Source organism: Duganella callida (assembly GCF_004614165.1).
Taxonomy (GTDB): domain Bacteria; phylum Pseudomonadota; class Gammaproteobacteria; order Burkholderiales; family Burkholderiaceae_D; genus Rugamonas; species Rugamonas callida.
Genome location: NZ_SPVG01000072.1, coordinates 1 through 25,434, shown reverse-complemented (window position 1 = coordinate 25,434; position 25,434 = coordinate 1). Strand labels below are relative to the sequence as shown.

The following is a 25,434-nucleotide window of genomic DNA, read 5'->3' as shown; positions in this document are numbered from 1 at the left end:
GCACCTTGTTTACGCCGTAAACAAATGATTTGTAAACGTATACACGACTTATCCACAGCAACTTACACGTTTACTACTACCACTATGTTTATATAAAGCTTTTGTAAACAACTAATACCGCGCATTCTGCGAATCCGCAGACGAAAATACAGCCCTGCTTGGCATCTGAAAGCGATCTGCACACCTAAAAACGCCTTAGAATTCAGTTTTTTTCGCTACGCGTTGTGGAAAAATGCGTAGCTCTCCACAGCTCAGAAAGAAAAAACATGCGTTTAGGCATCATCAGCGCCCTGGCTGAAGAACAGCACGGCCTCATAGAAGCCCTTGAGAGCCCTTTTAAGCACTTTTATGGGATGAGGGAGTACACGGCCGGAAAGCTGTGGGAAATCGACGCTGTGTGTGTTTTATCGCGTATAGGCAAGGTTGCCGCCGCCATGACGGCGGCAATCCTTGTGGAGAAGTTCGGAGTTACGCACATCGTCTTCACCGGCGTGGCGGGAAGCGGCGATAAAAACGTCACCGTTGGCGACATCGTGGTGGCGGAACAGCTGATCCAGCACGACTTCGATGCCAGCCCGCTGTTTCCGCGATTTGAAATCCCGTTGACCGGCCTGTCGCAATTCGCCACCGACGTCCATCTGACTGACAGACTGGCCGCTGCCGCGGCGCCGGTTACGCGCGTACATCGCGGCCTGATCGCCAGCGGCGACCAGTTCATAGGCAAACCCGGCCAGATTCAAGCCCTGAAAGCAGCCATACCGTCAGTATTGGCAGTGGAAATGGAAGGAGCGGCAGTGGCCCAGGTGTGTTTCGAGCTGGGAATACCGTTTGCAGTGATCAGAACGATCTCGGACAACGCCAACGACGATGCGGCGGTGGATTTCATGCACTTCATCAAAACCGTAGCCTCGCGCTACGCCTTCGAAGTGATTTACAACTTCTGCAAGTCGGGGTCAGAGCCGACATTCGGATATTGATTCGCAACCGATCAAATGTCCGAATGTCGGCCCTGACCCCGACTATTTAGGACGCTTGCAGCGTCATCAGGCTGGCGTTGCCGCCTGCGGCGGTGGTGTTGACGCACAGGGCGCGCTCAGCCAGCAGACGCCACAGGGGGATGCTGCTCTCCTCGTTGGTGCTGATCAGGCTCACCAGGGCGCCGTTACGGGCCGCCAGCGGGTTGTGCTGGCTCTTGGCCATCATCGATTCCACCAGCGCGATCTGGAACTCGCTGTTTTCCAGCGCCGGAACGGTCTGGATGCGGTCCCGCACCGCCGCCGGCAGATCATTTGGCAGCAAGGCCGCCGTCGCGCCGCTCACCAGGGCGATGTTGCCGGTCGCCAGTGCCGCCGCCAGTTGATTCAGCAAGCCCTCCAGGGTGCCGGCCATGCAGGCGACAGTGCCACGGGCCACCAGCGCCAGCGTGTTGCGCTCGCCCGTCGGGCCCGGCAGGGCGATCTGACTGCCCAGCATGGTGGTGCGGCTGTATTGCTCAGCCAGGCTGGCGATGCGCTCGTGGCCGTGCATTTTCGACCAGACCACCAGTGCATCCAGCGATGGCGTGGCCTGGCGCTCGTGCACCGGCGCCGTCACCGCGCCGCGTTGCAGGCGTTTCAGGTAGAGCGGACCGCCGGCTTTCGGGCCGGTGCCGGATTTGCCTTCGCCGCCGAACGGTTGCACGCCCACCACCGCGCCGACGATGTTGCGGTTGATGTAGATATTGCCGACATGCGCGCGCTCGGCGATGTAGTCGATGGTTTCGTCGATGCGCGAATGCACGCCCAGCGTCAGGCCAAAGCCGGAGGCGTTGATCTGCTCCACCACTTTCGGCAAATCGGCGCGCTTGTAGCGGATCACGTGCATCACCGGGCCGAATACTTCCTGGGTCAGTTCGGCCAGCGAGCGGATTTCCAGCACGGTCGGCGGCACGAAGGTGCCGGCGACGGTCACGTCCGGCGGCAGGTCCAGCGAGTAGTAATCGACCGCAGTGGCTTTCAGCTTGTTGATGTGGGCCTGCAGGTTTTGCTGCGCTTCGGCGTCGATCACCGGGCCGATGTCGGTCGCCAGGCGGTCCGGTGAGCCGACTTTCAGTTCCAGCATGGCGCCTTTCAGCATTTTGATGGTCTTGTCGGCGATATCTTCCTGCAGGAACAGCACGCGCAACGCCGAGCAGCGCTGGCCGGCGCTGTCGAAGGCCGACGAAATCGCATCCTGCACCACCTGTTCCGGCAGCGCCGACGAGTCGACGATCATGGCGTTCTGACCGCCGGTTTCGGCGATCAGCGGGATGTCGGCGTTTTCGGCGGCGGCGCGCTTGGCCAGGGTGCGGTTGATCAGCTGCGCCACTTCGGTCGAGCCGGTGAAGATCACGCCCTTGACGCGGCTGTCCGACGTCAGCGCGGCACCCACCACCTCGCCGCGGCCCGGCAGGAATTGCAGCGCGGCGCGCGGAATGCCGGCTTCGTGCATCAGCTCGACCGCGCGATGGGCGATCAGCGGGGTCTGTTCAGCCGGCTTGGCCAGCACCACGTTGCCGGCCGCCAGCGAGGCGGCCACCTGGCCGGTAAAGATCGCCAGCGGGAAGTTCCACGGGCTGATGCAGGTCACCGGACCCAGCGCCAGCGTGTTCGACGCGTTCGCCACTTCGCCGGCGTAATAGCGCAGGAAGTCGACCGCTTCGCGGATTTCGGCGATGGCGTTCGGCAGCGATTTGCCGGCTTCGCGGATGGCCAGGGTCATCAGTTCGGTGGCGTTGGCCTCGAACAGGTCGGCGGCTTGGCGCAGGGCGGCCGCGCGTTGCGACGGCTCGGTGGTCTGCCAGTCCATGGCGAAATTGCTGGCGCTGGTCAGCGCGGTTTCGACGTCGGTGGCGCTGGCCTCGACCAGTTGGCCGACGATGTCGCCGCGCTGTGCCGGGTTGGTGACGTTCAGCACCGGCTGACCGGCGCTCAGGCCGCCCGCCAGCAGCGGCGCGGCATGCCAGCTGCGCGGCTGGGCCAGCGCTTGCGACAGTTCGCGCAGCACGTTTTCATTGGCCAGGTCGAAGCCGGCCGAGTTCTTGCGCTCGGCGCCGAACATGTCCAGCGGCAGGGCGATGCCGCCGTGCGGCTTGCCGCCCAGTTCACGCGCGGTGGCGACCGGATCTTTCAGCAGCGATTCGATCGGAATCGCTTCGTCGACGATCTGGTTGACGAACGACGAGTTGGCGCCGTTTTCCAGCAGGCGGCGCACCAGGTAGGCCAGCAGGGTTTCGTGGGTGCCGACCGGCGCGTAGATGCGGCAGGCCTTGTCCAGATTGTCCTTGCCCACCACCTGGTCGTACAGCGATTCGCCCATGCCGTGCAGGCACTGGAATTCGTAGTCGGTGATGCCGTCGCGCTTGGCCCAGGTGTAGATGGTCGACAGCGTCTGCGCGTTGTGGGTGGCGAACTGCGGATAGATCACGTCGGTGGCCGCCAGCAGGCGCTGGGCGCAGGTCAGGTACGACAGGTCGGTGTAGACCTTGCGGGTGTAGACCGGATAGCCGCTCATGCCGTCCACCTGGGCGCGCTTGATTTCCGCATCCCAGTAAGCGCCCTTCACCAGGCGCACCATGAATTTGCGGCCGCTGCGCTTGGCCAGGTCGATCAGGAAATCGATTACGAACGGGCAGCGTTTCTGGTACGCCTGCACCACGAAGCCGATGCCCTCGAAGCCGGCCAGTTCCGGGTCGCGCGCCAGCGCTTCCATCAGGTCCAGCGACAGTTCCAGGCGGTCGGCCTCTTCCGCATCGATGTTCAGGCCGATGTTGTACTGCTTGGCCAGCAGCACCAGCGCGCGCATGCGCGGCAACAGTTCCCGCATCACGCGCGCGTGCTGGGCGCGGCTGTAGCGCGGGTGCAGCGCCGACAGCTTCACCGAAATGCCGGGGCCGTTGCGGATGCCGCGGCCGTTGGACGCCTTGCCGATCGCGTGGATCGCGGTTTCGTAGGCGGCGTAGTAATTTTTGGCGTCGGCCTCGGTCAGCGCCGCCTCGCCCAGCATGTCGTAGGAATAGCGGTAGCCGCGCGCCTCGTTGGCCTGGCCGTTCTTGATCGCCTCATCGATGGTCTGGCCGGTGACGAACTGATTGCCCAACATGCGCATCGCCAGGTCCACGCCCTTGCGGATCAGCGGCTCGCCGCCCTTGGCGATCAGCTTGGTCAGCGCCGAACCCAGGCCGTTCTCGCTGTTGGTCGAGACCAGTTTGCCGGTGATCAGCAGGCCCCAGGTGGCCGCGTTGACGAACAGCGACGGCGATTCGCCCAGGTGCTTGCGCCAGTCGCCCTTGCTGATCTTGTCGGCGATCAGGCGGTCGGCGGTGGCGCTGTCGGGAATACGCAACAGGGCTTCGGCCAGGCACATTAGCGCCACGCCTTCTTCCGACGACAGCGAAAATTCGTGCATCAGCGCGTCGACGCCGGAGGCGCGAGTGCGCTGGGCGCGCACCTGGCTGACCAGCTTATGCGCCAGCTGCTGCGCCTGTTGCAGACTTGCATCGTCGTGATTTTTCAGCTGATCCAGCAGCCAGTGGACGGCGCTGGCCTCATCCTTGCGATAGGCGGCGGTGACGGCCGCGCGCAGCGGCGACGGATCGCGCAGGATTTCAGCCTGCAGGGCGGCAAACGGGGTAAAACCGGTGGTAACAGCTTGCATGGGAACGAACTCTCAAAAGAATAGTTTTGAGCAGCCACACGTAAAAACACGCCCGTCAGCGGCGCTGGCGAGCGTGAAAAAGGCGAACTGCTAATGATTCGATTGTAGAGTGAATCCTTCGGGATTAATTCTGGTAATACGAAGGACTAGCAATAGATAGTTTTTAGTGAGACAATTTAACCAAATAATATTTATCTGGGGGGTTCACGTAAATGTTAGACAAGATCAGCAAAAAAATCTTGATGGAATTGCAGAGCGATGGCCGTATCTCCAACGTGGAGCTGGCCGCGCGGGTGAACCTGTCGCCCGCCGCCTGTCTGGAACGCGTGCGCAAGCTGCACGAGTCCGGGTATATCATGGGCTACACCGCGCAGCTGAATCCGCAGCTGCTGGATGTGTCCCTGCTGGTGTTCATCGAAGTCGTGCTCGACCGTACTACGCCGGAAGTGTTCGATGCCTTTAAACACAGCGTGCAGGTGATCCCGGAAGTGCTGGAATGCCACATGGTTGCCGGCGGCTTCGACTATCTGGTCAAGGCGCGCGTCAAGGACATGGCGGCGTACCGCGAATTCCTGGGGAAAACCCTGCTCCAGAAGGGCGTACGCGAGACGCACACGTATGCTGTCATGGAGGAAGTCAAGAATACCACCAAGTTGCCCATAAAATAGCATCGTAGAAATAAAATAAGTCCGGCCGCCCTAGGCGCCTGTTCTGAGAAACGGGGAGACAGATGAAGCAATTGCAGCATAAGCTGGTGCAACGTGGATTGTGGATGGTGGGGGCGACGGCAGGCGGCACCTGTCTCGCATACTTGTTCAATTTGATGGGAAGCGGACCGGTCACTGCCGCCATTCCGGCCGCGCTGGGCGGTGCCGCCATCGCCTGGCTGGGCGCGCGCCAGAACAGCGACGAAGGCGGCGTGCGGCATTTCGCCCACACCGTCGGCGAGGAAATCGACGCCATCATGATAGGCGCGGCGGAAACCTCGTATTTCGTCGACTCGGTCAAAAAGAAACTCGAACAGGACGTCAGCACCGCCGGCGGCATCGTTCACAGCTCCAGCCAGAACGCCGACACCACCGAGCGCATCGCCGCCAACGCCGAGCGCGCCGCGAAAATCGCCGCCCAGGTGCGCGGCGAGACCGTGGCCGGCCGTACCGAAGCCGACAACGGCTTGCAACGCATCCGCACCGCGCGCGAAGATGCGCAGACCGCCGCGGCGGTCATGTCCGAGCTGCAAAGCAATTCCCGCAAAATTTACGGTTTCACCGAGGCGATCAGCGAAATCTCCGCGCGCACCAACCTGCTGGCGCTGAATGCCGCCATCGAGGCGGCGCGCGCCGGCGAACAGGGCCGTGGTTTTGCCGTGGTCGCCAGCGAAGTACGCCAGCTGGCGTTGCGCACCAAGGAAGCCACCGACGAAATCAGCACCATGGTGCGCGAGATTAATCAGCAGGCGGAGAGGGCCGCGTCCGGCATGAACGCGCTGGCCAGCAAGGTCAGCGAGGCGGCCGGCAACGTGGAAACCGTGCACGGACTGCTCGGCAATATCGAGGAATCGTCGGGCGTGTCGGAAAGCCAGATCGGCGAAATCGCCCGCGCCTCGCGCGAGCACGTCGTCACCACCGAGGAAATCGCCGCCGCCATCCAGAGCATCCGCGACAGCCTGCTGTCGACCGAAAAGGAACTGCCGCGCGCGGCCAGTTCGGCGATGGCGCTGGCGGAACGGGCGGAAATCATCACCGGCGCGCTGGGCGAATCGGCGATCGAAACCTCGCATGACGAGATCCGCGAGGCGGCTCAGCGCGCGGCGGCGGAAGTGGGCAAGCTGTTCGAGCAGGCGCTAAGCAGCGGCAAGATCGCGCGCGAGGCCTTGTGGGACCGTTCCTATGTGCAGATTCCGAACACCGATCCGCCCAAGTTCAAGACCAAGTTCGACGACTTCACCGACCGCGTGCTGCCGCCGCTGCAGGAAGGCTTGCTGCAGGCCATGCCGCAGCTGGCCTACGCCGGCGCTGTGGACAACAATGGTTATTTCCCCACCCACAACAAGAAGTTTTCGCAGCCGCTGACGGGGGATTACGATGTCGACATCGTCAACAACCGCACCAAGCGCATCTTCAGCGACCGCACCGGCAAGCGTTGCGGCTCGAATACCAAGCCGTTCCTGCTACAGACCTACAAGCGCGATACCGGCGAGGTGATGCACGACCTGTCGGCGCCGATTTATGTGAACGGCAAGCACTGGGGCGGTTTCCGTATCGGCTACCGCTCCAGCCACTGATCAGCGCGAAGACGCCGGCGGGGTGGGCGGATTGGCCACCCTGCTCTGGGTGACCGAGTTCATTTTTTCCAGATGCATGCGCAGCCACTTGTGCGCCGGGCTGCGCGCATCGCGTTCGTGCCACAGCATGTCCAGGTGCACGGCCGGCAGCGGGAACGGCAGCTCCTTGTGCACCAGCGCGTCGGTCATGCCGGTGGCGGCGATCAGGTGGCGCGGCAGCACGGTGATCAGGTCGGAATTGGCCACCACGCGGCCGGCGGTGAAGAACTGGTTCACCGTCAGCAAAATGCGGCGCTCGCGCTGCAACTGGGCCAGCGCCTCGTCCACTAGGCCGTGGGCGCGGCCGGAGAAGCTGACCAGCAGGTGATTGGCGGCGCAATAATTTTCCAGCGTCAGCTCGACCTTGGACAGCGGATGGTCACGCCGCATCACGCACACATATTTACCGGAATACAGGCGCTCGTGGCGGATCGGCGAACCGGTTTCGTACGAAAGCTGGGCGGCGACGCCAGGGAAGAAGCCGACCGCCAGGTCGATATCGCCGCGCAGCAGCATCGGCCGCGGTTCGCGCGTGGTCAGCGGCACCATGCGCACGTTGACGCCGGGCGCCTCGCTTTCGATCGAGCGCATCAGCGAGGGCAGCCACATGGCGGCGGTGGCGTCGGCCATCGCCATCCGGAAGGTCGCGTGGGCGGCCGAGACATCGAAAGTTTCCGGCGCCACCGCTGCCTCCAGACTGGCCAGCGCGCTGCGCACGGACGGCCACAGCTGCTCGGCGCGCGGGGTTGGCTTGACGCCGTAGGCGGTGCGGATCAGCAATTCGTCGCCCAGGCTCTCGCGCAGCCGCTTGATGGCGTTGGAGACGGCCGGCTGGGTCATGGCCAGGTGGCCGGCGGCGCGGGTCAGATTTTGTTCCGTCATCACCGCGTCGAACACGCGCAACAGGTTCAGGTCCAGCGTCAGAAAGCTCATGGCGGCTCAGTCAGATAGAAAGTTAGGTCAACATAACATATCCCATTCACGAAACACATAATTGTTATCGAGAAAGTTAATTGGATACTTATGTTGCGGCGCACTATAGTTACATCAGATTCTATAGGTTAGCGCTACACCATGTCCATCATGATTTCCGCAATACAAGATTTTTCATTGTTTCAAGCCGTTGAGCTGGCGCTGCTTATCGCAGCCGCTGGCGGCTTGCTGACCCTGTTCAAGCCATTGCTGCGCGGTTGCGCGCGTGCTGCCGTGCTGGCGGTGAAACAGCGCGCGCTGGCGACGCGTACTTAAGCCTGTATATCGCAACGCAACATTATTTTTCGCCTAACAAGGCCGGCTTGAGCGAACTGTCCACCGGCTTATCACCTAGCCAAATACGCAGCACGGCGTTATAAAACGCCTGGTCCGGCATCATCTCGCCGATTTTCTTTCCATTCAGGTAGCACTGGGTACCTTCGTTCGGCGTCCAGTCCAGCGTCAGCTGGTCGCCTTTCTTCAGCGTCGGCGTCTGCGCGAAGATTTCTCCGAACTTCATGATCTGCGGCAAGATCTTGTTGCGCTCTTCCTTGCTGGTATTGGCGTTCAAGCCCTCGGTAAAGGCTTTGCCGAAATCCTCCGACGGCACGTCGCGCAGCATGGTGATGGCCACGCGGCGCGGGCCGGGCACGGCCAGTACCTCGGCCACGCTGGTTTTCTTCTCGGTCAGGTACAGGCCGGCCGCATACACCTTGAACACGAACTTGGTGCGCAGGCCGGCGCCATTCAGCTTGAGCGGCTGGCCGGCGACGGTGGTGGTGTCATCGAATTTCACGCCGGCCACATCGATGGCGGCAAATGCGGGCAGGCTGGCAAATAGGGCGGCAGCAACCAGGCCGCGCAGGATTTGTCTACGGTTCATGTATGTCTCCAGGGTTGGACCTGACCGACTATACCACCGCTGAGAGAGCGCGGCGCGTCCCCGCCGCACGGTCATGCTTTTTTGGCCTGTCAGGCCTTGGCGGCCTGCAACAGCTCGAACTTGGCGAACAACTGTTCCTTGGTTTCGCGGCGTTCGGGATTGAACGGGATGCAGCTGACCGGGCACACCTGCTGGCACTGCGGCTCATCGAAGTGGCCGACGCACTCGGTGCATTTATCGGGATTGATTTCGTAAATTTCCGCGCCCATGTAAATCGCGTCGTTCGGGCACTCGGGCTCGCAAACGTCGCAATTGATACAGTCGTCGGTGATCATCAAAGACATGGCAGGACTCGCTTACTCGGCGCGCGTGGCGGCAATCTTCTTTTGCAGCCAACGGTCGACCGAAGGGAACACAAATTTGGACACATCCCCGCCCAGCATGGCGATTTCGCGCACGATGGTGCCGGAGATAAATTGATACTGGTCGGACGGCGTCAAAAACATGGTTTCGACGTCCGGCAACAGGTAGCGGTTCATGCCCGCCATCTGGAACTCGTACTCGAAGTCGGACACGGCGCGCAGGCCGCGCACGATCACGCGCGCATCGTGCTCGCGCACGAAATCCTTGAGCAGGCCGGAGAAACTCTCCACCTTCACATTCGGATAATGGCCCAGGACTTCGTTGGCAATCTCCAGCCGTTCAGCGAGCGAGAAAAAAGGCTTCTTGTTCTGGCTGTCCGCCACGCCGACCACCAGCGTGTCGAACAGACCCGATGCGCGACGCACCAGATCTTCGTGACCACGGGTCAGCGGATCGAAAGTTCCCGGATAAACAGCTGTTACCATTTAGGCTCCCTGCATATGCACCAATATAGAACGCGCATTATGCCCGAAAAACGGCTTTTCGCTTAAATTCGCCTTAATTTAGGGCAGTTTTCACCCCAGATCGCGTCGTTTTAAGCTGTGTATTTTAATAAATGATAGAACACCATGCCGGCCTTGTCGGCGCGAATGACTTCCCATGGCGCCAGCCAATCGGGTGCTTCGCCCTCGGCGAACTCCAGCGCCAGCCCGGATTCGGCGTACACCAGGCCACCGGCTTTCAGTAGTTTGGCACACAATGGCAAACTACGTTCAAGCAAGCCTTGCTGGTAAGGCGGATCGAGGAAAATCAGATCGAACTGCTGGCCGCGCGCGGCGGCCGATTGCGCGGCCGCCAGCGCATCGCCGCGCGTGATGGTGACGTTCTCGGCTTTCAGCTTGAGCTTGATCTCTTCCAGCTGGCGCGTGACCTGGGCATTGGCGTCGATCATGGTGACCGACTGCGCGCCGCGGCTGGCCGCCTCGAAGCCGAGCGCGCCGCTGCCGGCGAACAGATCCAGCACCTGGGTGCCGGCCCACTCGCCATCGCGCAAATGGTTGATCCAGTTGAACACGGTTTCGCGCACGCGGTCCGGGGTCGGGCGCAGGCCCAGCGCGCTCAGCACCGGCAGCGGTGTGCGTTTCCACTGTCCACCAATGATGCGCACCTGATTGGCGTGCTGGGGACCGTGGACCGGGACTTTGGCGGGCTTGGCGGATTTGCTGACGGGCTTCCTGGACATGTGGCTCTGTGATCTAAGTCTTTGATTCAACAGGCCATCATATCACAGGCAGGGTCAGCGCTGGTCGGCCGCCAGGGTGCGGAAGTCGTCGATCCAGCCCTGCATGCGCTTTTGCGCGTGGGCTTTCTGCACCGGCGTGGCCAGCTGGATCACGGTCAGCACCAGTTTCAGATTGGCGGCCTCGTAAGCATCGAAGAAGGCGCTGCGCTCGGATTTGTCGAGCCGTTCGAAGCCATCCTTGATCAGCTCCTGGATCGCGGCGGTGGTCGCTTCCTTGCTCATTTTTTCCGCCTGCACCTTGCGCGCCAGCGCGACGATGGCTTTCTGGCGGCGGATGCGCTCATCCAGCCATATCTCGTTATTCAGCGGGCGCGCATCGGACGCCTTGCGGATCGCCTCTTCCTGTTCTGAGGTGAAACCGCCGAACCACAGCTCGAACTGATCCATCGATTTCTTGTAGCGGAAGCGCTGCTGCGCCTCGGCGTCGCCGCGCATGTTTTTCTTGCGGAATTCGGCGTTGTTGGAGGCGAACTTGCGCTCCAGCGCGGTGATCTGGTCGGGTTGCAGCGAACGCGCCAGGTCGGCCAGTTCCGGCGCGGCCTTCATCAGCAGCGACTGCGTGCGCTTCTTGATCTCGTCGAAATCGGTTTGCAGATCGGCCTGGGTCGGCCCGACCGTCAACTGGCGCTGGGCCGTCTGCAGCAACTGTATGTAATCGTTGAGCTGGGTCTTGCGGTGCCAGCGGAACAGCTTGTCGATATCGTCCTTGACCCACTCCTTCTGATCGCCGTTGAGATCGACATAGCCGTCGATCCACCAGTACAGCAACGTGTCGCCGTTGTTGTAGGCCAGCCTGAGCGAGCTGCAGGCTGTCATCGCAGCCATCAGCATCAGCAGAAACAGGCCGTAGAACGTCCGGCCGCCAGACAGTCGCATGTTAGACTTTCGCATTGATTAACTCTCCCGATTCCGCACCTATGAATGTAGTTATCCTCGCCGCCGGCATGGGCAAGCGTATGCAATCCGCGCTGCCGAAAGTGTTGCATCCATTGGCGGGCAAGCCGCTGTTGCAGCATGTGCTGGACACGGCGCGCAGTGTGTCGAACCAGCACGCTTCGGCCAAAGTATGCGTGATTTACGGACATGGCGGCGCAGCCGTGCAGGAGTTGCTTGCCAAACAGCCGGAACCGGTCGCCATGGCGCTGCAGGAACAGCAGTTGGGCACCGGCCACGCGGTGATGCAAGCGCTGCCGCAACTGGACGACAGCGTCCCCACCCTGATCCTGTACGGCGACGTGCCGCTGACCAGCGCCGCGACGCTGCAGCAGCTGGTGGACGTGGCCGGCAACGACAAGCTCGGCATCCTCACGGTGGAGCAGGACGATCCGTTCGGCCTGGGCCGCATCGTCCGCGAGCAGGGCCAGATCGTCCGCATCGTCGAGCAAAAGGACGCCAGCGAGGCCGAGCGCGCCATCAAGGAAATCAACAGCGGTATCATGGTCGCGCCGACCGTCAAACTGAAGCAGTGGCTGAGCGCCATCAGGAATGACAACGCCCAGGGCGAGTACTACCTGACCGATATCGTCGCGCTGGCCGTGGCGGATGGCGTGCCGGTGGTGTCGGCCCAGCCGGCGGCGGTGTGGGAAGTTGCCGGCGTCAACAGCAAGGTGCAGCTGGCCGAGCTTGAACGCATCCACCAGCGCAACATCGCCAACCGGCTGCTGGAACAGGGCGTGACCTTGCTGGATCCGGCGCGCATCGACGTGCGCGGCGAACTGGTCTGTGGCCGCGATGTGACCATCGACGTCGGCTGCGTGTTTGAAGGCAAGGTTGAACTGGGCGACGGCGTGACCGTGGCCGCCAACAGCGTGATCATCAACGCGCGCATCCTGGCCGGCGCGCAGATCAAGCCGTTCTGCCACATCGAAGATGCGGTGGTGGGAGAAGTCTCCATCATCGGCCCGTATGCGCGCCTGCGTCCCGGCACCGTGCTGGCGGAAGACGTCCATGTGGGTAACTTCGTCGAAATCAAAAACGGCCAGGTGGCCGCGCACAGCAAGGCCAACCACCTGGCCTACATCGGCGACGCCACCATCGGCGCGCGCGTCAACATCGGCGCTGGCACCATCACCTGCAACTACGACGGCGCCAACAAGTCCCGCACCGTGATCGAAGACGACGCCTTCATCGGCAGCGACAGCCAACTGGTGGCGCCGGTGACGGTGGGCAAAGGCGCCACCCTGGGCGCCGGTACCACGCTGACCAAGGACGCGCCGGCCGGCAAGCTGACCATCTCGCGTCCGCGCCAGATCACTATCGAAAACTGGGTCCGCCCGGTAAAGACCAAAAAATAACCGCAAGCAGACGGTTTTCCACAACGGCGTCCATCGGGCGCCGTTTTTATTTGTGGATAAACATGTGTGTAAAGCCTGAGTAAGAGCAGGAAAACAGGTGGGTAAGCTCAGCGTATTTTTAAGGCGCAGGTTTACAGCACTGGCATTGTGCGTTTTCCGGGCAACCCCGCCTCAGTTTTCTGCAAATGTGCATAACTCTGTGAGTAAACATCTGGGTAACTGAAGGATAAGCGGCTGATAACTGCGGAATAACTTTGGTGGCTGTGCATAAAGCTGTGCAAAAGCAGATGAAATAATGCGGATAACGCATGGATAACTCTGCTGCATTCTGAATACTATGAGAAACCATGTTGAAGTAGGTAAAGCCTGTGTACATCCTTGTGGGCAAGCCTGTGCAAATGCAAGGGATAAGCAGGTGTATAGCTTGTGCGTATATAAAGGATAACTGCGTACAACTTTATTCCAGCCTTATGCACAGCGTTATTCACACAGCGATGCGTGTCTCGAATTTGCTACGGAAAGTGGAGAAATACGCCTTCACATTGCGCACGTTCGCATTACTGGTGAACACACGGTGCGCCAGCGCGTGGTAGGCCGGCATATCGGCGACCTGCACCACCAGCACGAAATCCGGCCCCGGCGCCACGCGATAGCATTGCAGTACCGCCGCTTCGTCGGCGACCAGGCTTTCGAATTGCGCCATGCGCTCGGCAGCCTGCACATCCAGCGAGATTTCCACAATGGCGGTCAAACTGGGCCCCACCTTTTCCGGCGCCACGATGGCGACCTGGCGTTGGATCACACCGCTTTCGGTCAACTGTTTGACCCTGCGCAAACACGTCGGCGGCGACACGTGCACAGTGGCTGCCAGCTCGGCGTTCGTCTGCGACGCATCCATTTGCAGAGCATTCAAAATACGGCGATCTATCTCATCCATAAAAATTAAATCAAAAAATGAAAGAAAATTTCATGATATCAGTATCGCGAAATTTTATTGCATTTGGTGGGAAATTTAGAAAGCATATTTCATTACCGCTGAAATACGATGGTTTCATCAAATAACTAAGAGGTTCACCATGTGCGGCATCGTCGGCGCGGTAGCGCAACGCAACATCACCCCTGTCCTGCTCGAAGGCTTGAAACGTCTGGAATACCGCGGCTACGACTCCTGCGGCGTCGCCCTGCACGTGGATGGCAAACTGCAGCGTTCGCGCAGCACCTCGCGCGTGGCCGACCTGCAAAAACAGGTCGAAGAAGTGCACCTGCAAGGATTCACCGGCATCGCGCACACGCGCTGGGCCACGCACGGCGCGCCGGCGTCGCACAACGCCCATCCGCACTTCTCGCCGTCGGCCGAGCAGGCGCGCATCGCGCTGGTCCACAACGGCATCATTGAAAACCACGACGAACTGCGCGCCGAACTGACCGCGCTCGGCTACGTGTTCCAGAGCCAGACCGACACCGAAGTGATCGCCCACCTGGTCGACCACATGTACAACGGCGACCTGTTCGACACCGTGCAGCAAGCCGTCAAACGTCTGCAAGGCGCGTATGCGATCGCCGTGTTCTGCCGCGAAGAACCGCACCGCGTGGTGGCCGCGCGCCAGGGTTCGCCGCTGATCGTCGGCCTGGGCCAGGGCGAAAACTTCGTCGCCTCCGACGCCATGGCGCTGGCCGGCACCACCGACCAGATCATCTACCTGGAAGAAGGCGACGTGGTCGACCTGCAGCTGGGACGCGTCTGGATCGTCGACGCCAACGGCAAGCAGGTGCAGCGCGAAGTGAAAACCGTGCAGGCGCACACCGGCGCTGCCGAGCTGGGGCCGTACCGTCACTACATGCAAAAGGAAATCTTCGAACAACCGCGCGTGATCGGCGACACCCTGGACGGCGTCACCGGCATCATGCCCGAGCTGTTCGGCGACGGCGCCTACAACGTCTTCAAACAGATCGACCGTGTGCTGATCCTGGCCTGCGGCACCAGCTACTATTCCGGCCTAACCGCCAAATACTGGATCGAATCGGTGGCCAAAATCCCGGTCAATGTCGAAATCGCCTCCGAATACCGCTACCGCGACAGCGTGCCGCATCCGAACACCCTGGTGGTCACCATCTCGCAGAGCGGCGAAACGGCCGACACCCTGGCCGCGCTCAAGCACGCGCGCAGCCTGGGCATGGAACACACACTGACCATCTGCAACGTCGCCACCAGCGCCATGGTGCGCGAATGCAAACTGGCCTACATCACCCGTGCTGGCGTCGAAGTCGGCGTGGCCTCGACCAAAGCTTTCACCACCCAGCTGGCCGCGCTATTCCTGCTGACCTTGGCGCTGGCGCAAGTCAACGGCCGCCTCAGCGACGAGGAAGAAACCACCCACCTGAAAGCCATGCGTCACCTGCCGGTTGCCATCTCGTCCGTGCTGGCGCTGGAACCGCTGATCATCGCCTGGGCCGAAGACTTCGCGCGCAAGGAAAACGCCCTCTTCCTCGGCCGCGGCATGCACTACCCGATCGCGCTGGAAGGCGCACTGAAGCTGAAAGAAATTTCCTATATCCACGCCGAAGCCTATCCCGCAGGCGAACTGAAGCATGGCCCGCTGGCGCTGGTGACGGAGGAAATGCCGGTGGTGACGGTGGCGCCAAACGACGCGCTGATCGAAAAGCTCAAATCCAACATGCAGGAAGTGCGCGCGCGCGGCGGCCAGCTGTACGTATTCGCCGACGTCGACTCGCGCATCACCCCGGGCGAAGGCGTGCACGTGATCCGGCTGCCGGAACACTACGGCCTGCTGTCGCCGATTCTGCACGTGGTCTCGCTGCAGCTGCTCGCCTACCACGCCGCCGTCGCGCGCGGCACCGACGTCGACAAGCCGCGTAACCTGGCTAAATCTGTAACGGTCGAGTGAGTCAGTTTTTGTCATCTCTCGCTCGCCCAGCCGATCGTCTGCAAGAGGGCGTATCACATTGACTCGGGTGCATATTGTTGTGTCTACAACTTGTGCGTTTGGGGGAAAATGCCATGGCACAAAAAGCAATGAGACTTCGACCAATACTTGGGGTAATGGCCTTGCCTTGCGTTTGAATAAGGTGATATCAAAGACAGCCCGCATTGCTGACGGCACGCCTGTTCGCATCACTGCGCAGCCGGGAAAATCATCGCCGAGATGATCGACCGCAAGCCGAGTTTGAGTGAAATGTTGGCCTCGTTTGACAAGTTGAAGCACGGTGGTGAAGTGATGGCGGTTCCAGCGGTCGGCAATGTAGCTCTCTGATGGCGCCCTCCTCTTCCGTTAAGTGGGTTCTTGATCAGGGCGAAATGATCTACGTGAACCACAGCCCACACGTTGGGAAAGGTATGCCTAGGGACAAAAAGTGAGGTCGGCTACATACTGGCGTTTCAGCCAAAATCGTTTGACTGGTTGGAGCGAGGTGCGACGAAACACCCGTGGGGTGGTGGTCACAGCAAGGTGCTGGATGCCGCACTTGAGAAACTGGATGCTATTTGCGGCATCTGCAACGGTTGATCTGCCACTTGAAAAAGTCACGCTGAAGTATTCGGCCCGGCACATGGGTGTGCACTTCGGGAGATCGGTTAGGCGAACCCCGCCGCCGGCACATGAAAATCCGCGCTGCCGCGCAGCCGTTCCGCGGCAAAATCGATGAAGCGGCGCACGCGGCTGGGCATATCGGTGCGCTGGGCATAGTAAAGATACAGGCCCATGCGGTCGCTGGTGCTGTCGGCCAGCAGCGGCACCAGTTCGCCGCTGCGCAGTCTGGTGGTGGCGTTGATGCTGTCAATCTGGCCGATGCCGATGCCGCTCAGCACCGCGTGCATCTCGGCTTCCGGATCGCTGCAGCACACCACGTATTGCATCGTCCTGTACTGCGTCTCGCCGCTCACCTGGAATTCCCACGGCACCGGCCGTCCCGTCCCCGGCTGTCGGTAGCCTATGCAGCGGTGACCGGCCAGCGCTTCGATGGTCCGCGGCGTGCCATGCGCCTGCAGATAAGCCGGCGTGGCGCACACCACCAGCTGGATCGGAAACAGGCGGCGCGACACCACCTGCGCGGTCGGCGCATTGCCGGCCTTGAAGCCCAGATCGATGCGTTCGCCGACTGCATCGGTGGCGCCGTCTTCCAGCACCAGGTCGAACGTCACGCCGGGATGCTGGCGGCTGAACTCGGCCACCAGCGGCATCAGCACCTTGCGTCCGACGGCGCCGCCGGCGCTGATGCGTATCAATCCCTCATCCTCGCGCGCGGCGTTCTTCACGCGGTTCAGCGCGCTGGTAAAGCCTTCCATGCTGGTGCGCACGGAGTCCAGCAGCAGCTGGCCATCCTCGGTCAGTGAACTCTTGCGCGTGGTGCGGTGGAACAGGCGCACGCCCAGATACTGTTCCAGCTGCCGCACATTTTTGCTGACCGCCTGCGGCGTGATGCCCTGCGCATTGGCGGCACGGTTGAAGCTGCCCAGCTCGGCGGCGCGGATGAAGGTGGCAATCGCGCGAAGTTCGTCCATGGCGGTTCTGAGTGAGGTTGGATACTGGCGAGTATATCGCATTGGCAACCGTTGGTTGTGATTGATGTCGCCCGACAGCGGCTACCGGGGCGGTGCGGCAATCCGTACAGTGGATCCCGTCAACCGACAAACATCCAACCACGCAAGGAGAACCACCATGAATACCATCGCTCAAGATCTGACCGGCCGTGTCGCAGTGATCACCGGCGCTTCCAGCGGCATGGGCCGCGCCACCGCGCTGCTGCTGGCTTCGCGCGGCGCCAGGGTCGCCCTGCTGGCGCGCCGCAAGGATGCGCTGGAGCAGCTGGCCGCCGACATCCGTGCGCAGGGCGGCACGGCGCTGGCCATCCCCACCGACGTCACCGACCCTGCTTCGGTCGAGGCGGCGGCGGCGGCCGTGCTGGCTGAATTCGGCAACGCGGATCTGGTGTTTAACAACGCCGGGTTGATGCTGCCGGGCGCCATCGGGGCGCAGCCGCAGCGTGAGTGGGAAACGCAGATCGACCTGAACGTTACCGGCGCCATGCGCGTGATCCAGGCTTTCGTGCCGCAGCTGGAAGCGGCAGCGGCGCAGGGTAAGGTAGTGGATCTGATCAACACCTCGTCGATCGCCAGCCAGTATGTGTACGGCTACTTTGCCGTGTACTCGGCCACCAAGGCGTTCGTCAGCCATCTGACGCGCCATCTGCGGCTGGAACTGGGACCGAAGAATATCCGCGTGTCGGTGATCGAGCCCGGCATCACGGAGACCGAACTGCAAGGCCACTTTACCTTCCAGGGCGCGATCGACTGGCTGGCAAACGCCGCCCAATCGATCGAGTTCCTGAAAGCCGAAGACATCGCCGCCACGGTCGGCTTCATCGTGTCCATGCCCAAGCACGTGAACATGCAGCAGATCGTGATCATGCCGACCAGGGAAGGTATCTGATCCCGCACCGGCGGCAATCAGGCAAACAGCGATTGCTGCCGGTCGGCCATCTTTTCGACGGCCTTGCCGCCTTCGATCAGGCAGCCCTCCACCGTCAGCAGCACCTGCTTGGCCCGCATGCCGCCGGCAAAGCCGGTCAGCGCGCCGGTGGCGCCGATCACGCGGTGGCACGGCGCGATGATGGAGATGGGATTGCGGCCGTTGGCCGCGCCCACCGCCCGCACTGCTGAAGGGTGGCCGATCTGCTCGGCGATCTGGCCATAGCTGCGGGTTTCGCCGAACGGTATCGTCAGCAAGGCGGCCCAGACTTTTTTCTGGAATGCCGTGCCCTTGAAATCCAGTTTGACGTCGAAGCGGTCACGCTTGCCGGCGAAATATTCGCTCAGTTGCTGCGCCACTGTCCTCAACACCGCGCTGTGCTTGTTTTCCACCTTGGATTCCAGCTTGACCCGGTTGGGACGGTCCACTTCCCACAGGATGGCCGCCAGCGCATCGCCCTTCGCCACCAGTTGCAGTTTCCCCACGGGCGAATCCACCCACATATAGTCGTAACTCATCATTTCCTCAAGTGCCGTAAGCGCGCCGGATCACCTGCGGCGGCTGGCCGTAGACGCGGATGAAGGCGCGGCGCATGCGGTCGGGGTCGCCGAAGCCGGTGTCTTTCGCCACCGTCTCGATCGGCACGCTGCTCGATTCGATCATCAGCCGCGCGGTTTCCATGCGCAGGCGTTCGACCGCCTTGGCCGGCGTCATGCCGGTCTCATCCGTGAACGCGCGGCTGAACTGGCGCGGACTCAGGTGGACCGCCTCCGCCAGTTCCTCGACCGACAGTTTCTGATTCAAATTGCTCTTGGCATAGATCAGCGCTTTCTGGATGCGGTCGGTGCGCGGTGCGATTTCCAGCAGCGCCGAGTGCTGCGACTGCCCGCCCATGCGGCGGTGGTACACCACCAGTTTTCTCGCCACCACCCGTGCGATGTCCACGCCCGCATCGTCTTCCACGAACGCCAGCGCCATGTCGATGCAGGCGGTGGCGCCGGCCGAGGTCCAGATGCCCGCATCGTGGACGAAGATGCTGTCCTCGTCCAGCTTCACTTCCGGATATTTGTGGCGCATGGTCAGCGCGTGGAACCAGTGGGTGGTGGCGCGGCGGTCGTTCAGCAGTCCGGCCTCGGCCAGGTTGAAGGCGCCGGTGCAGGGGCCGCCGAGACGGCGTGTGCGGCGCGCGGACTTGCGCAGGAAGTCGATCAGCGCTGGCGAGCCGACCGTGGAGTCGTTGCCGCCGGCTACCAGAAGGGTGTCGTAGCGGGTGTCGCCGAACGGCATGGTATTCACTTCCACCAGCGACGATGACCGCACCAGTCCGCCTTGCTCCGAGATCAGTGTCACTTCGTACAGCGGTTCGTCCATCGACAAATTGGCGTATTCAAACACCGTGGTCATCGCCAGGTTAATCATCTGGAATTGTGGGTACAGCAGAATTCCTATGCGGATCATCTTGTTCTCCCGGTGTCTGAAAAAGACGGTTATACGGCATTTCGATAACGAAACTTTAGCACTAAGATGATGACATGTCACTTAAATATTGAGGAGCTCAACGATGAATACCACACCTTCTTCCGGCGTCGCCCTGATCACCGGCGCCTCGGCGGGCATAGGCGCGACCTATGCCGATCGGCTGGCCCGACGCGGTCACGATCTAATCTTGGTGGCGCGCAACCGCGGCAAGCTGGATGACCTCAGCCACCGCCTGAAAGTGGCGACCGGCCGCCAGATCAGCGTCGTCACCGCCGACCTGACCCAGCCCGATGACTTGCGCAAAGTCGAGGCCATCGCCCGTCAGGAAGCGCGCCTGAACATGCTGGTGAACAATGCCGGAGTCGGCAGCGCCACGCCGCTGGTCGGCTCGGATGTCGACAGCATGGAAGCCATGATCGACATCAACGTCACCGCGCTGACCCGCCTGAGCTATGCGGTGGCGCCGGAATTCCTGCGCCGTGGCGGCGGCACCATCATCAACATCTCCTCCGGCGTGGCGGTGGCGCCCGATTTCCTCAACGGCGTGTACGGCGCATCGAAGGCATATGTGCTGGCCTTCAGCCAGTCGCTGGCCACCGAACTGGACGGCAAAAACGTGCGCGTGCAGGTGGTCCTGCCCGGCGTGATCCGCACCGAATTCTGGGACGATTCCGGCACCTCCATCGACGACATCCCGGGCGACATGGTGATGTGCGTGGACGACCTGGTCGACGCCGCGCTGGCCGGCCTGGACCAGGGCGAATTCGCCACCCTGCCATCGCTGCCGGACACCGCCGACTGGGACAAATTCGACGCCGCCCGCCACGCGCTGCGCGACAAACTGTCCTTCCGCAAGCCCGCCGCGCGCTACCTGATCGGCTGATTTTCCACTGTTTTGCATGCACTCATGCACGCGCCGTGCAGGGCTGCTCACGCGCCATGAGTGACACATCATCATCTATAAATCGACTTTTTAGTGAGGCTGAAAATGAATAAGCAAAATGAACAACGCGACCCGCTCACCGCCGTCAAACCGAAGCTGAAAGTATGGATCGGCACTACCGCCGCCTTGGCCATCAGCCTGGCGCTGGCCGGCACCGCCCTGCATCAATCGTCCAGCAAGGCCAGCGAGGCGCCGGCGCCGCTGCCGACGGTTGGCGTCAGCGTGCCGCTGCAGCGCGAACTGGAATCGCAGCTGAGTTTCCTCGGCCAGTATTCGGCGGTGGACAAGGTCGAGCTGCGCGCCCAGGTTGGCGGTACCCTGACCGCCATCAACTTCAAGGACGGCGACATCGTGCACAAGGGCGACGTGCTGTTCGTAATCGATCCCGAGCCCTATCAGATCAAGCTGAGCCAGGCACAGGCGCAGCTGGAAGCGGCGCGTGCCCGCCTCGGCCTGGCCGTGCGCGAACTGGCGCGCGCCGAAACCCTGAAAGCCACCGACGCCGGTTCGACCCAGAACGTGGAACAGCGCGTGGCCGAGCGCCTGGCCGCCCAGGCCGCCGTGGACGGCGCGCAGGCGCTGGTGCGCGACGCCCAGTTCGATCTGAACCATACCCGCATCGTCGCGCCCTTCACCGGCCGCATCGGCGATCACCAGGTCTCGGTAGGGAACCTGGTGGCCGGCAGCCGCGGCGGCGCCAGCCCGACCACCTTGCTGACCACCCTGGTGTCGCTCGATCCGATCTACCTGGACTTCGACATGAGCGAGGCCGACCACAACACCTACGCCCGCGGCGCGCAGGGCGGCAGCAACAAGGTGGCGGTGTCGCAGGGCGACGCCACCGATTACAGCCGCAGCGGCACGCTGAACTTCATCGACAACGCGCTGGACCGTTCGAGCGGCACCATCCACGCGCGCGCCGTGGTGCCCAACAGCGACATGAAGCTGACGCCGGGCGGTTTCGCGCGGGTGCGCATCGCCACCACCAAGCCGCAACCGCTGCTGCTGGTGCCGGACGCCTCGGTGTTCCCCGACCAGACCGAGCACTACGTGCTGGTGGTGGACCAGGCCGGCGTGGTGGCGACCAAGGCGGTGAAGGTGGGCGAGATGCGCGGCGGCCTGCGCGTGATCCGCGCCGGCCTGGACGCCGGCGACAAGGTGATCGTCGACGGCATGCCGATGGCGCATCCGGGCGCCAAGGTGGCCATGCATGCCGAAGCCATCAAGTATGCGGATGACGAGTCCGCGCCGCTGCAGGCCAACGTGAAATAACCACGCCAGGAGCTATGTCATGAAGCTGACTCACTTTTTCATTGACCACCCGCGCTTCGCCGCGGTGATCAATATCTTTATCGTGGTATTCGGTCTGGCCGCCATGTCGTTCCTGCCGGTGGCGCAGTATCCGAACATCGTGCCGCCGACCATCCAGGTGCAGACGCGCTATCCGGGCGCCTCGGCCGAGGTGGTGGCGCGCACCGTCGCCACGCCGCTGGAACAGGCGATCAACGGCGTCGAAGGCATGGATTACGTCAGCAGCCAGTCGACCGGCAACGGCCAGCTGACGGTGACCGTGATCTTCAAGCTGGGCACCGATCCCAACACCGCGCTGATGCTGACCCGCAACCGCGTGCAGGATTCGCTGTCGCGCCTGCCGGTCGAGGTGCAGGCCCAGGGCGTGCAGGTCAAGAAGACCATCCAGGCGCTGCTGCTGGGCATACACCCGTATTCGCCCGACGGATCGCGCAGCGTGGAGTACATCTCCAACTACATGCTGAAAATCCGCGACGAGGTCGCCCGCCTGCCGGGCGTGGCCGACTTCCAGCTGTTTGGCAACCGCGAGTACGCCATGCGCATCTGGGTCGATCCCGACAAGGCCGCCGCCGACGGTATCAGTGCCAGCGACATCCTCGGCGCGCTGCGGGCGCAGAACGCGCAGGTCTCGGCCGGCGTGCTGAACGCGCCGCCGGTATCGACCAAGGCCGCCTATGAAATCAACGTCGAAACCCTGGGCCGCCTGACCACGCCGGAACAATTCGGCGAGATCATCGTCAAGTCCGACCAGCAGGGCCGCATCACCCGCATCCGCGACATCGGCCGCGTCGAACTCGGCTCGGTGGATTACGGCTCGATCGCCTACGCCGACCGCTATCCGTCGGCGCCTTGGTTCCCGATCGCCGTGCCCGGCGCCAACGTGGTGCAGGTCGAGCACGCTATCTGGGACAAGATGGCCGAACTGAAGAAGTCCTTCCCGAAAGGCATGGACTACATCAAGATCTACGACCCGACCACATTCGTCAGCCAGTCCATCGACGAAGTGATCGTCACCGTGATCGAAGCCATCCTGCTGGTGGTGGGCGTGGTCTACCTGTTCCTGCAAACCTGGCGCGCGACCATCATCCCGGTGGTGGCGATCCCGATTTCGCTGGTCGGCACCTTCGCCATCCTGCACCTGCTGGGCATCTCGATCAACAACCTGTCGATGTTCGGCATGATATTGGCCGTCGGTATCGTGGTCGATGACGCCATCGTGGTGGTGGAAAACGTCGAACGCAATATCGCGCTCGGCATGGACCCGCGCGAAGCTTCGCACAAGACCATGAAGGAAGTCTCGACCGCGCTGATCGGCATCGCCATGACCCTGTGCGCGGTGTTCATTCCGTCGGCCTTCATCAGCGGCATTTCCGGCCTGTTCTTCACCCAGTTCGCGGTGACCATTTCGGCCTCGACCATCATCTCGGTGATCGTGTCGCTGACGCTGAGCCCGGCGCTGTGCGCGGTGCTGCTGAAACCGCACGACGCGCATGCCGAACCACGTGGCCTCAACCGTCTGTTGCGCAATGGCTTCGCCCGCTTCAACCACGGTTTCGAATGGCTGTCCGACAGCTACGGCAAGATGACCGCGCGCTTCGTCCGTGCCACCGTGATGGTCGGCGTGGTCTACCTGGGCCTGATCGCCTTGACCGGTGTGCAGATGTCGCGCCTGCCGACCGGCTTCATTCCCGACCAGGACATCGGCTACCAGGCGGTGGTGGTGATCCTGCCACCGGGTTCCAGCCTGGCGCGCACCGATGAAGTGGTGCGCAAGGTCAACGACATCGTGCTGAAAGTGCCGGGCGTCGAGCACAACTCGCCGGTGGCCGGCCTCGATGTCACCACCTCGACCATCGCGCCCAACGTCGGCACCGTGTTCTACTCGCTGCCCTCGCTGTACGGCAAACATGTGCCGGGGGTGAACGCGGCGACCATGCTGCCGCGTGTGCGCGCCGCGCTGGCCGGCATCAAGGAAGCGACCGTGATCGTGGTCAACCCGCCCGCCGTGCAGGGCCTGGGGGCCGCCGGCGGCTTCAAGCTGATGGTGGAAGACCGCGGCGACCACAGCGCGCAGGAACTGGCCGACGCCACCAACAAGCTGGTGGCGGCCGCCAACAAGGATCCGCACTTCGGCGGCGTGTTCACCCTGTACAACGCCGGCGCGCCGTCGCTGTACGTCGATATCGACCGCGAGAAGGCGGAGAAAGTCGGCCTGACCCCGACCGACGTGTTCTCGACGCTGCAGCTGTACCTGGGCTCGGCCTATGTCAACGACTTCAACTACCTCAGCCGCACCTATCAGGTGGTGGCGCAGGCGGATGAACGTTTCCGTCGCTCGCCGGAAGACATAGCGCGCCTCAAAGTGCGCAATGCTGGCGGCCAGATGGTGCCGATCGGCTCGGTGGCGACCTTCAAGTACCAGACCACGCCTTACCGCCAGCCTCGCTACAACCTGTACGCCGCAGCCGACGTGCTCGGTTCTGCCGCGCCGGACGTGGCCTCGGGCACCGCCATGAAGCGTATGGAAGAGATCGCCAAGGAAGTGCTGCCGCCCGGCTTCGAGGTCGAGTGGACCGAGTTGTCGCACCAGCAGCAACAGCAAGGCATTCCGACCATCGCCATCTTTGCCGCGGCCGCCGTGTTCGTATTCCTGGTGCTGGCGGCCCAGTATGAAAGCTGGAAGCTGCCGCTGGCGATCGTGCTGATCGTGCCGATGTGCCTGCTGGCCTCGGCCACCGGCCTGGCCTTCCGCGGCATGCCGATCGACATCCTGGCGCAGATCGCGTTCGTGGTGCTGGTCGGGCTGGCGGCGAAGAACGCCATCCTGATCGTCGAGTTCGCCCGCCAGAAGGAAGACCACGACGGCGACGCGCCGGAAGAGGCCGCCACCTCGGCCGCCCGCATCCGCCTGCGGCCGATCCTGATGACCTCGTTCGCCTTCATCCTCGGCGTGTTCCCGCTGGTGGTGGCGAGCGGCGCCGGCGCGGAGATGCGCCAGTCGCTGGGCACCGCGGTGTTCGCCGGCATGATCGGTGTGCTGATCTTCGGCCTGCTGTTCACCCCCAGTTTCTACACCTTCATCCGCAAACTTGGTTCGAGGAGCGCATCATGACACGCAAATATTCCATTCCAATGCGGCTGGCGCTGACCGCGATGTTCAGCGCCGTGCTGTCGGCCTGCGCGGTCGGTCCCGACTACCACGCGCCACAGACCGAACTGGCGCCGTTCCATAACCAGGTCCAAGCCGGCGCCAGCGTGGCGATCGACCAGTGGTGGACCGGCTTCAACGACGCCATGCTGACCGAAGTCGTGCAGCGCGCGCTGAGCCAGAACCTGGACCTGGCGGCGTCGATCGCCCGCGTCGAGCAGGCGCGGGCGGCCGCCAGCGGCGCCGGCGCGGCGC

21 protein-coding genes and 1 pseudogene are annotated in these 25,434 nt (G+C 62.4%); 11 read left to right on the top strand and 11 right to left on the bottom strand.

Annotation, left to right across the window (positions count from 1 at the left end; genetic code table 11):
- Positions 1-266: 266 nt before the first annotated feature.
- Positions 267-977 (top strand): 5'-methylthioadenosine/adenosylhomocysteine nucleosidase, encoded by a 711-nt coding sequence (locus E4L98_RS07025; RefSeq protein WP_135200851.1) that lies wholly within the window; start codon positions 267-269, stop codon positions 975-977.
- Between the two features lie 46 nt (positions 978-1,023).
- Here E4L98_RS07025 and putA read toward each other — a convergent pair whose 3' ends face one another.
- Entirely contained in the window at positions 1,024-4,674 is a 3,651-nt protein-coding gene (gene putA / locus E4L98_RS07020) for a trifunctional transcriptional regulator/proline dehydrogenase/L-glutamate gamma-semialdehyde dehydrogenase (RefSeq protein WP_135200850.1), read from the bottom strand.
- A gap of 212 nt (positions 4,675-4,886) precedes the next feature.
- On the opposite strand from putA, the gene E4L98_RS07015 reads away from it, so the two are divergent.
- Together E4L98_RS07015 and E4L98_RS07010 are read left to right on the top strand one after the other, a co-directional pair.
- Positions 4,887-5,342 (top strand): Lrp/AsnC ligand binding domain-containing protein, encoded by a 456-nt coding sequence (locus E4L98_RS07015; protein WP_008443393.1) that lies wholly within the window; start codon positions 4,887-4,889, stop codon positions 5,340-5,342.
- A 62-nt stretch (positions 5,343-5,404) separates the two neighbouring features.
- Positions 5,405-6,958: a methyl-accepting chemotaxis protein gene (locus E4L98_RS07010; RefSeq protein WP_135200849.1), complete on the top strand. Its 1,554-nt coding sequence runs from the start codon at positions 5,405-5,407 to the stop codon at positions 6,956-6,958.
- On the opposite strand, the gene E4L98_RS07005 is transcribed toward E4L98_RS07010, so the two are convergent.
- Positions 6,959-7,930 (bottom strand): LysR family transcriptional regulator, encoded by a 972-nt coding sequence (locus tag E4L98_RS07005; protein WP_135200848.1) that lies wholly within the window; start codon positions 7,928-7,930, stop codon positions 6,959-6,961.
- Between the two features lie 141 nt (positions 7,931-8,071).
- On the opposite strand from E4L98_RS07005, the gene E4L98_RS29950 reads away from it, so the two are divergent.
- Entirely contained in the window at positions 8,072-8,245 is a 174-nt protein-coding gene (locus tag E4L98_RS29950; RefSeq protein ID WP_167761291.1) for a hypothetical protein, read from the top strand.
- Positions 8,246-8,267: 22 nt separating this feature from the next.
- On the opposite strand, the gene E4L98_RS07000 is transcribed toward E4L98_RS29950, so the two are convergent.
- The 5 genes from E4L98_RS07000 to E4L98_RS06980 all read right to left on the bottom strand — a co-directional run bounded on the left by E4L98_RS07000 (position 8,268) and on the right by E4L98_RS06980 (position 11,394).
- Positions 8,268-8,852: a chalcone isomerase family protein gene (locus E4L98_RS07000; RefSeq protein WP_135200847.1), complete on the bottom strand. Its 585-nt coding sequence runs from the start codon at positions 8,850-8,852 to the stop codon at positions 8,268-8,270.
- Positions 8,853-8,941: 89 nt separating this feature from the next.
- Positions 8,942-9,196 (bottom strand): YfhL family 4Fe-4S dicluster ferredoxin, encoded by a 255-nt coding sequence (locus E4L98_RS06995; protein ID WP_135200846.1) that lies wholly within the window; start codon positions 9,194-9,196, stop codon positions 8,942-8,944.
- A gap of 12 nt (positions 9,197-9,208) precedes the next feature.
- Positions 9,209-9,700 carry a pantetheine-phosphate adenylyltransferase gene (coaD, locus tag E4L98_RS06990; RefSeq protein WP_135200845.1) on the bottom strand — a complete coding sequence of 164 codons (492 nt, stop codon included), beginning with the start codon at positions 9,698-9,700 and terminating at the stop codon, positions 9,209-9,211.
- 110 nt (positions 9,701-9,810) lie between these two features.
- Positions 9,811-10,458 (bottom strand): 16S rRNA (guanine(966)-N(2))-methyltransferase RsmD, encoded by a 648-nt coding sequence (gene rsmD / locus E4L98_RS06985; protein WP_135200844.1) that lies wholly within the window; start codon positions 10,456-10,458, stop codon positions 9,811-9,813.
- 54 nt (positions 10,459-10,512) lie between these two features.
- Positions 10,513-11,394, bottom strand: a complete 882-nt coding sequence (locus E4L98_RS06980) for a DUF6279 family lipoprotein (RefSeq protein ID WP_135200843.1) — start codon at positions 11,392-11,394, stop codon at positions 10,513-10,515.
- 41 nt (positions 11,395-11,435) lie between these two features.
- Between E4L98_RS06980 and glmU the strand changes: the two genes are divergently transcribed.
- Positions 11,436-12,812 carry a bifunctional UDP-N-acetylglucosamine diphosphorylase/glucosamine-1-phosphate N-acetyltransferase GlmU gene (gene glmU, locus E4L98_RS06975; protein ID WP_135200842.1) on the top strand — a complete coding sequence of 459 codons (1,377 nt, stop codon included), beginning with the start codon at positions 11,436-11,438 and terminating at the stop codon, positions 12,810-12,812.
- 484 nt (positions 12,813-13,296) lie between these two features.
- Here glmU and E4L98_RS06970 read toward each other — a convergent pair whose 3' ends face one another.
- On the bottom strand, positions 13,297-13,749 hold the full coding sequence (locus tag E4L98_RS06970; protein WP_135200841.1) for an Lrp/AsnC family transcriptional regulator: 453 nt from the start codon (positions 13,747-13,749) through the stop codon (positions 13,297-13,299).
- Positions 13,750-13,888: 139 nt separating this feature from the next.
- On the opposite strand from E4L98_RS06970, the gene glmS reads away from it, so the two are divergent.
- Positions 13,889-15,718: a glutamine--fructose-6-phosphate transaminase (isomerizing) gene (glmS, locus tag E4L98_RS06965; protein WP_135200840.1), complete on the top strand. Its 1,830-nt coding sequence runs from the start codon at positions 13,889-13,891 to the stop codon at positions 15,716-15,718.
- Between the two features lie 686 nt (positions 15,719-16,404).
- Here glmS and E4L98_RS06955 read toward each other — a convergent pair.
- Positions 16,405-17,331, bottom strand: a complete 927-nt coding sequence (locus E4L98_RS06955) for a LysR family transcriptional regulator (protein WP_135200839.1) — start codon at positions 17,329-17,331, stop codon at positions 16,405-16,407.
- Positions 17,332-17,488: 157 nt separating this feature from the next.
- Here E4L98_RS06955 and E4L98_RS06950 point away from each other — a divergent pair, with 157 nt between their 5' ends.
- Entirely contained in the window at positions 17,489-18,259 is a 771-nt protein-coding gene (locus tag E4L98_RS06950) for an SDR family oxidoreductase (protein WP_135200838.1), read from the top strand.
- A gap of 17 nt (positions 18,260-18,276) precedes the next feature.
- Here E4L98_RS06950 and E4L98_RS06945 read toward each other — a convergent pair whose 3' ends face one another.
- Together E4L98_RS06945 and E4L98_RS06940 are read right to left on the bottom strand one after the other, a co-directional pair.
- Entirely contained in the window at positions 18,277-18,801 is a 525-nt protein-coding gene (locus E4L98_RS06945; protein WP_371857199.1) for a methylated-DNA--[protein]-cysteine S-methyltransferase, read from the bottom strand.
- A 22-nt stretch (positions 18,802-18,823) separates the two neighbouring features.
- The gene (locus tag E4L98_RS06940) at positions 18,824-19,756 is read right to left on the bottom strand and encodes a GlxA family transcriptional regulator (protein ID WP_135200836.1); all 933 of its coding nucleotides are present in this window, start codon (positions 19,754-19,756) and stop codon (positions 18,824-18,826) included.
- 103 nt (positions 19,757-19,859) lie between these two features.
- On the opposite strand from E4L98_RS06940, the gene E4L98_RS06935 reads away from it, so the two are divergent.
- From E4L98_RS06935 to E4L98_RS30335, 4 genes and pseudogenes are all read left to right on the top strand, one after another.
- Positions 19,860-20,660: an SDR family NAD(P)-dependent oxidoreductase gene (locus E4L98_RS06935; RefSeq protein WP_135200835.1), complete on the top strand. Its 801-nt coding sequence runs from the start codon at positions 19,860-19,862 to the stop codon at positions 20,658-20,660.
- A 105-nt stretch (positions 20,661-20,765) separates the two neighbouring features.
- On the top strand, positions 20,766-21,992 hold the full coding sequence (locus E4L98_RS06930) for an efflux RND transporter periplasmic adaptor subunit (RefSeq protein WP_135200834.1): 1,227 nt from the start codon (positions 20,766-20,768) through the stop codon (positions 21,990-21,992).
- Positions 21,993-22,011: 19 nt separating this feature from the next.
- Positions 22,012-25,143, top strand: a complete 3,132-nt coding sequence (locus E4L98_RS06925; protein ID WP_135200833.1) for an efflux RND transporter permease subunit — start codon at positions 22,012-22,014, stop codon at positions 25,141-25,143.
- A pseudogene (locus E4L98_RS30335) lies at positions 25,140-25,434 on the top strand (hypothetical protein); the annotation flags it as partial. The gene E4L98_RS06925 and the pseudogene E4L98_RS30335, both read left to right, overlap by 4 nt.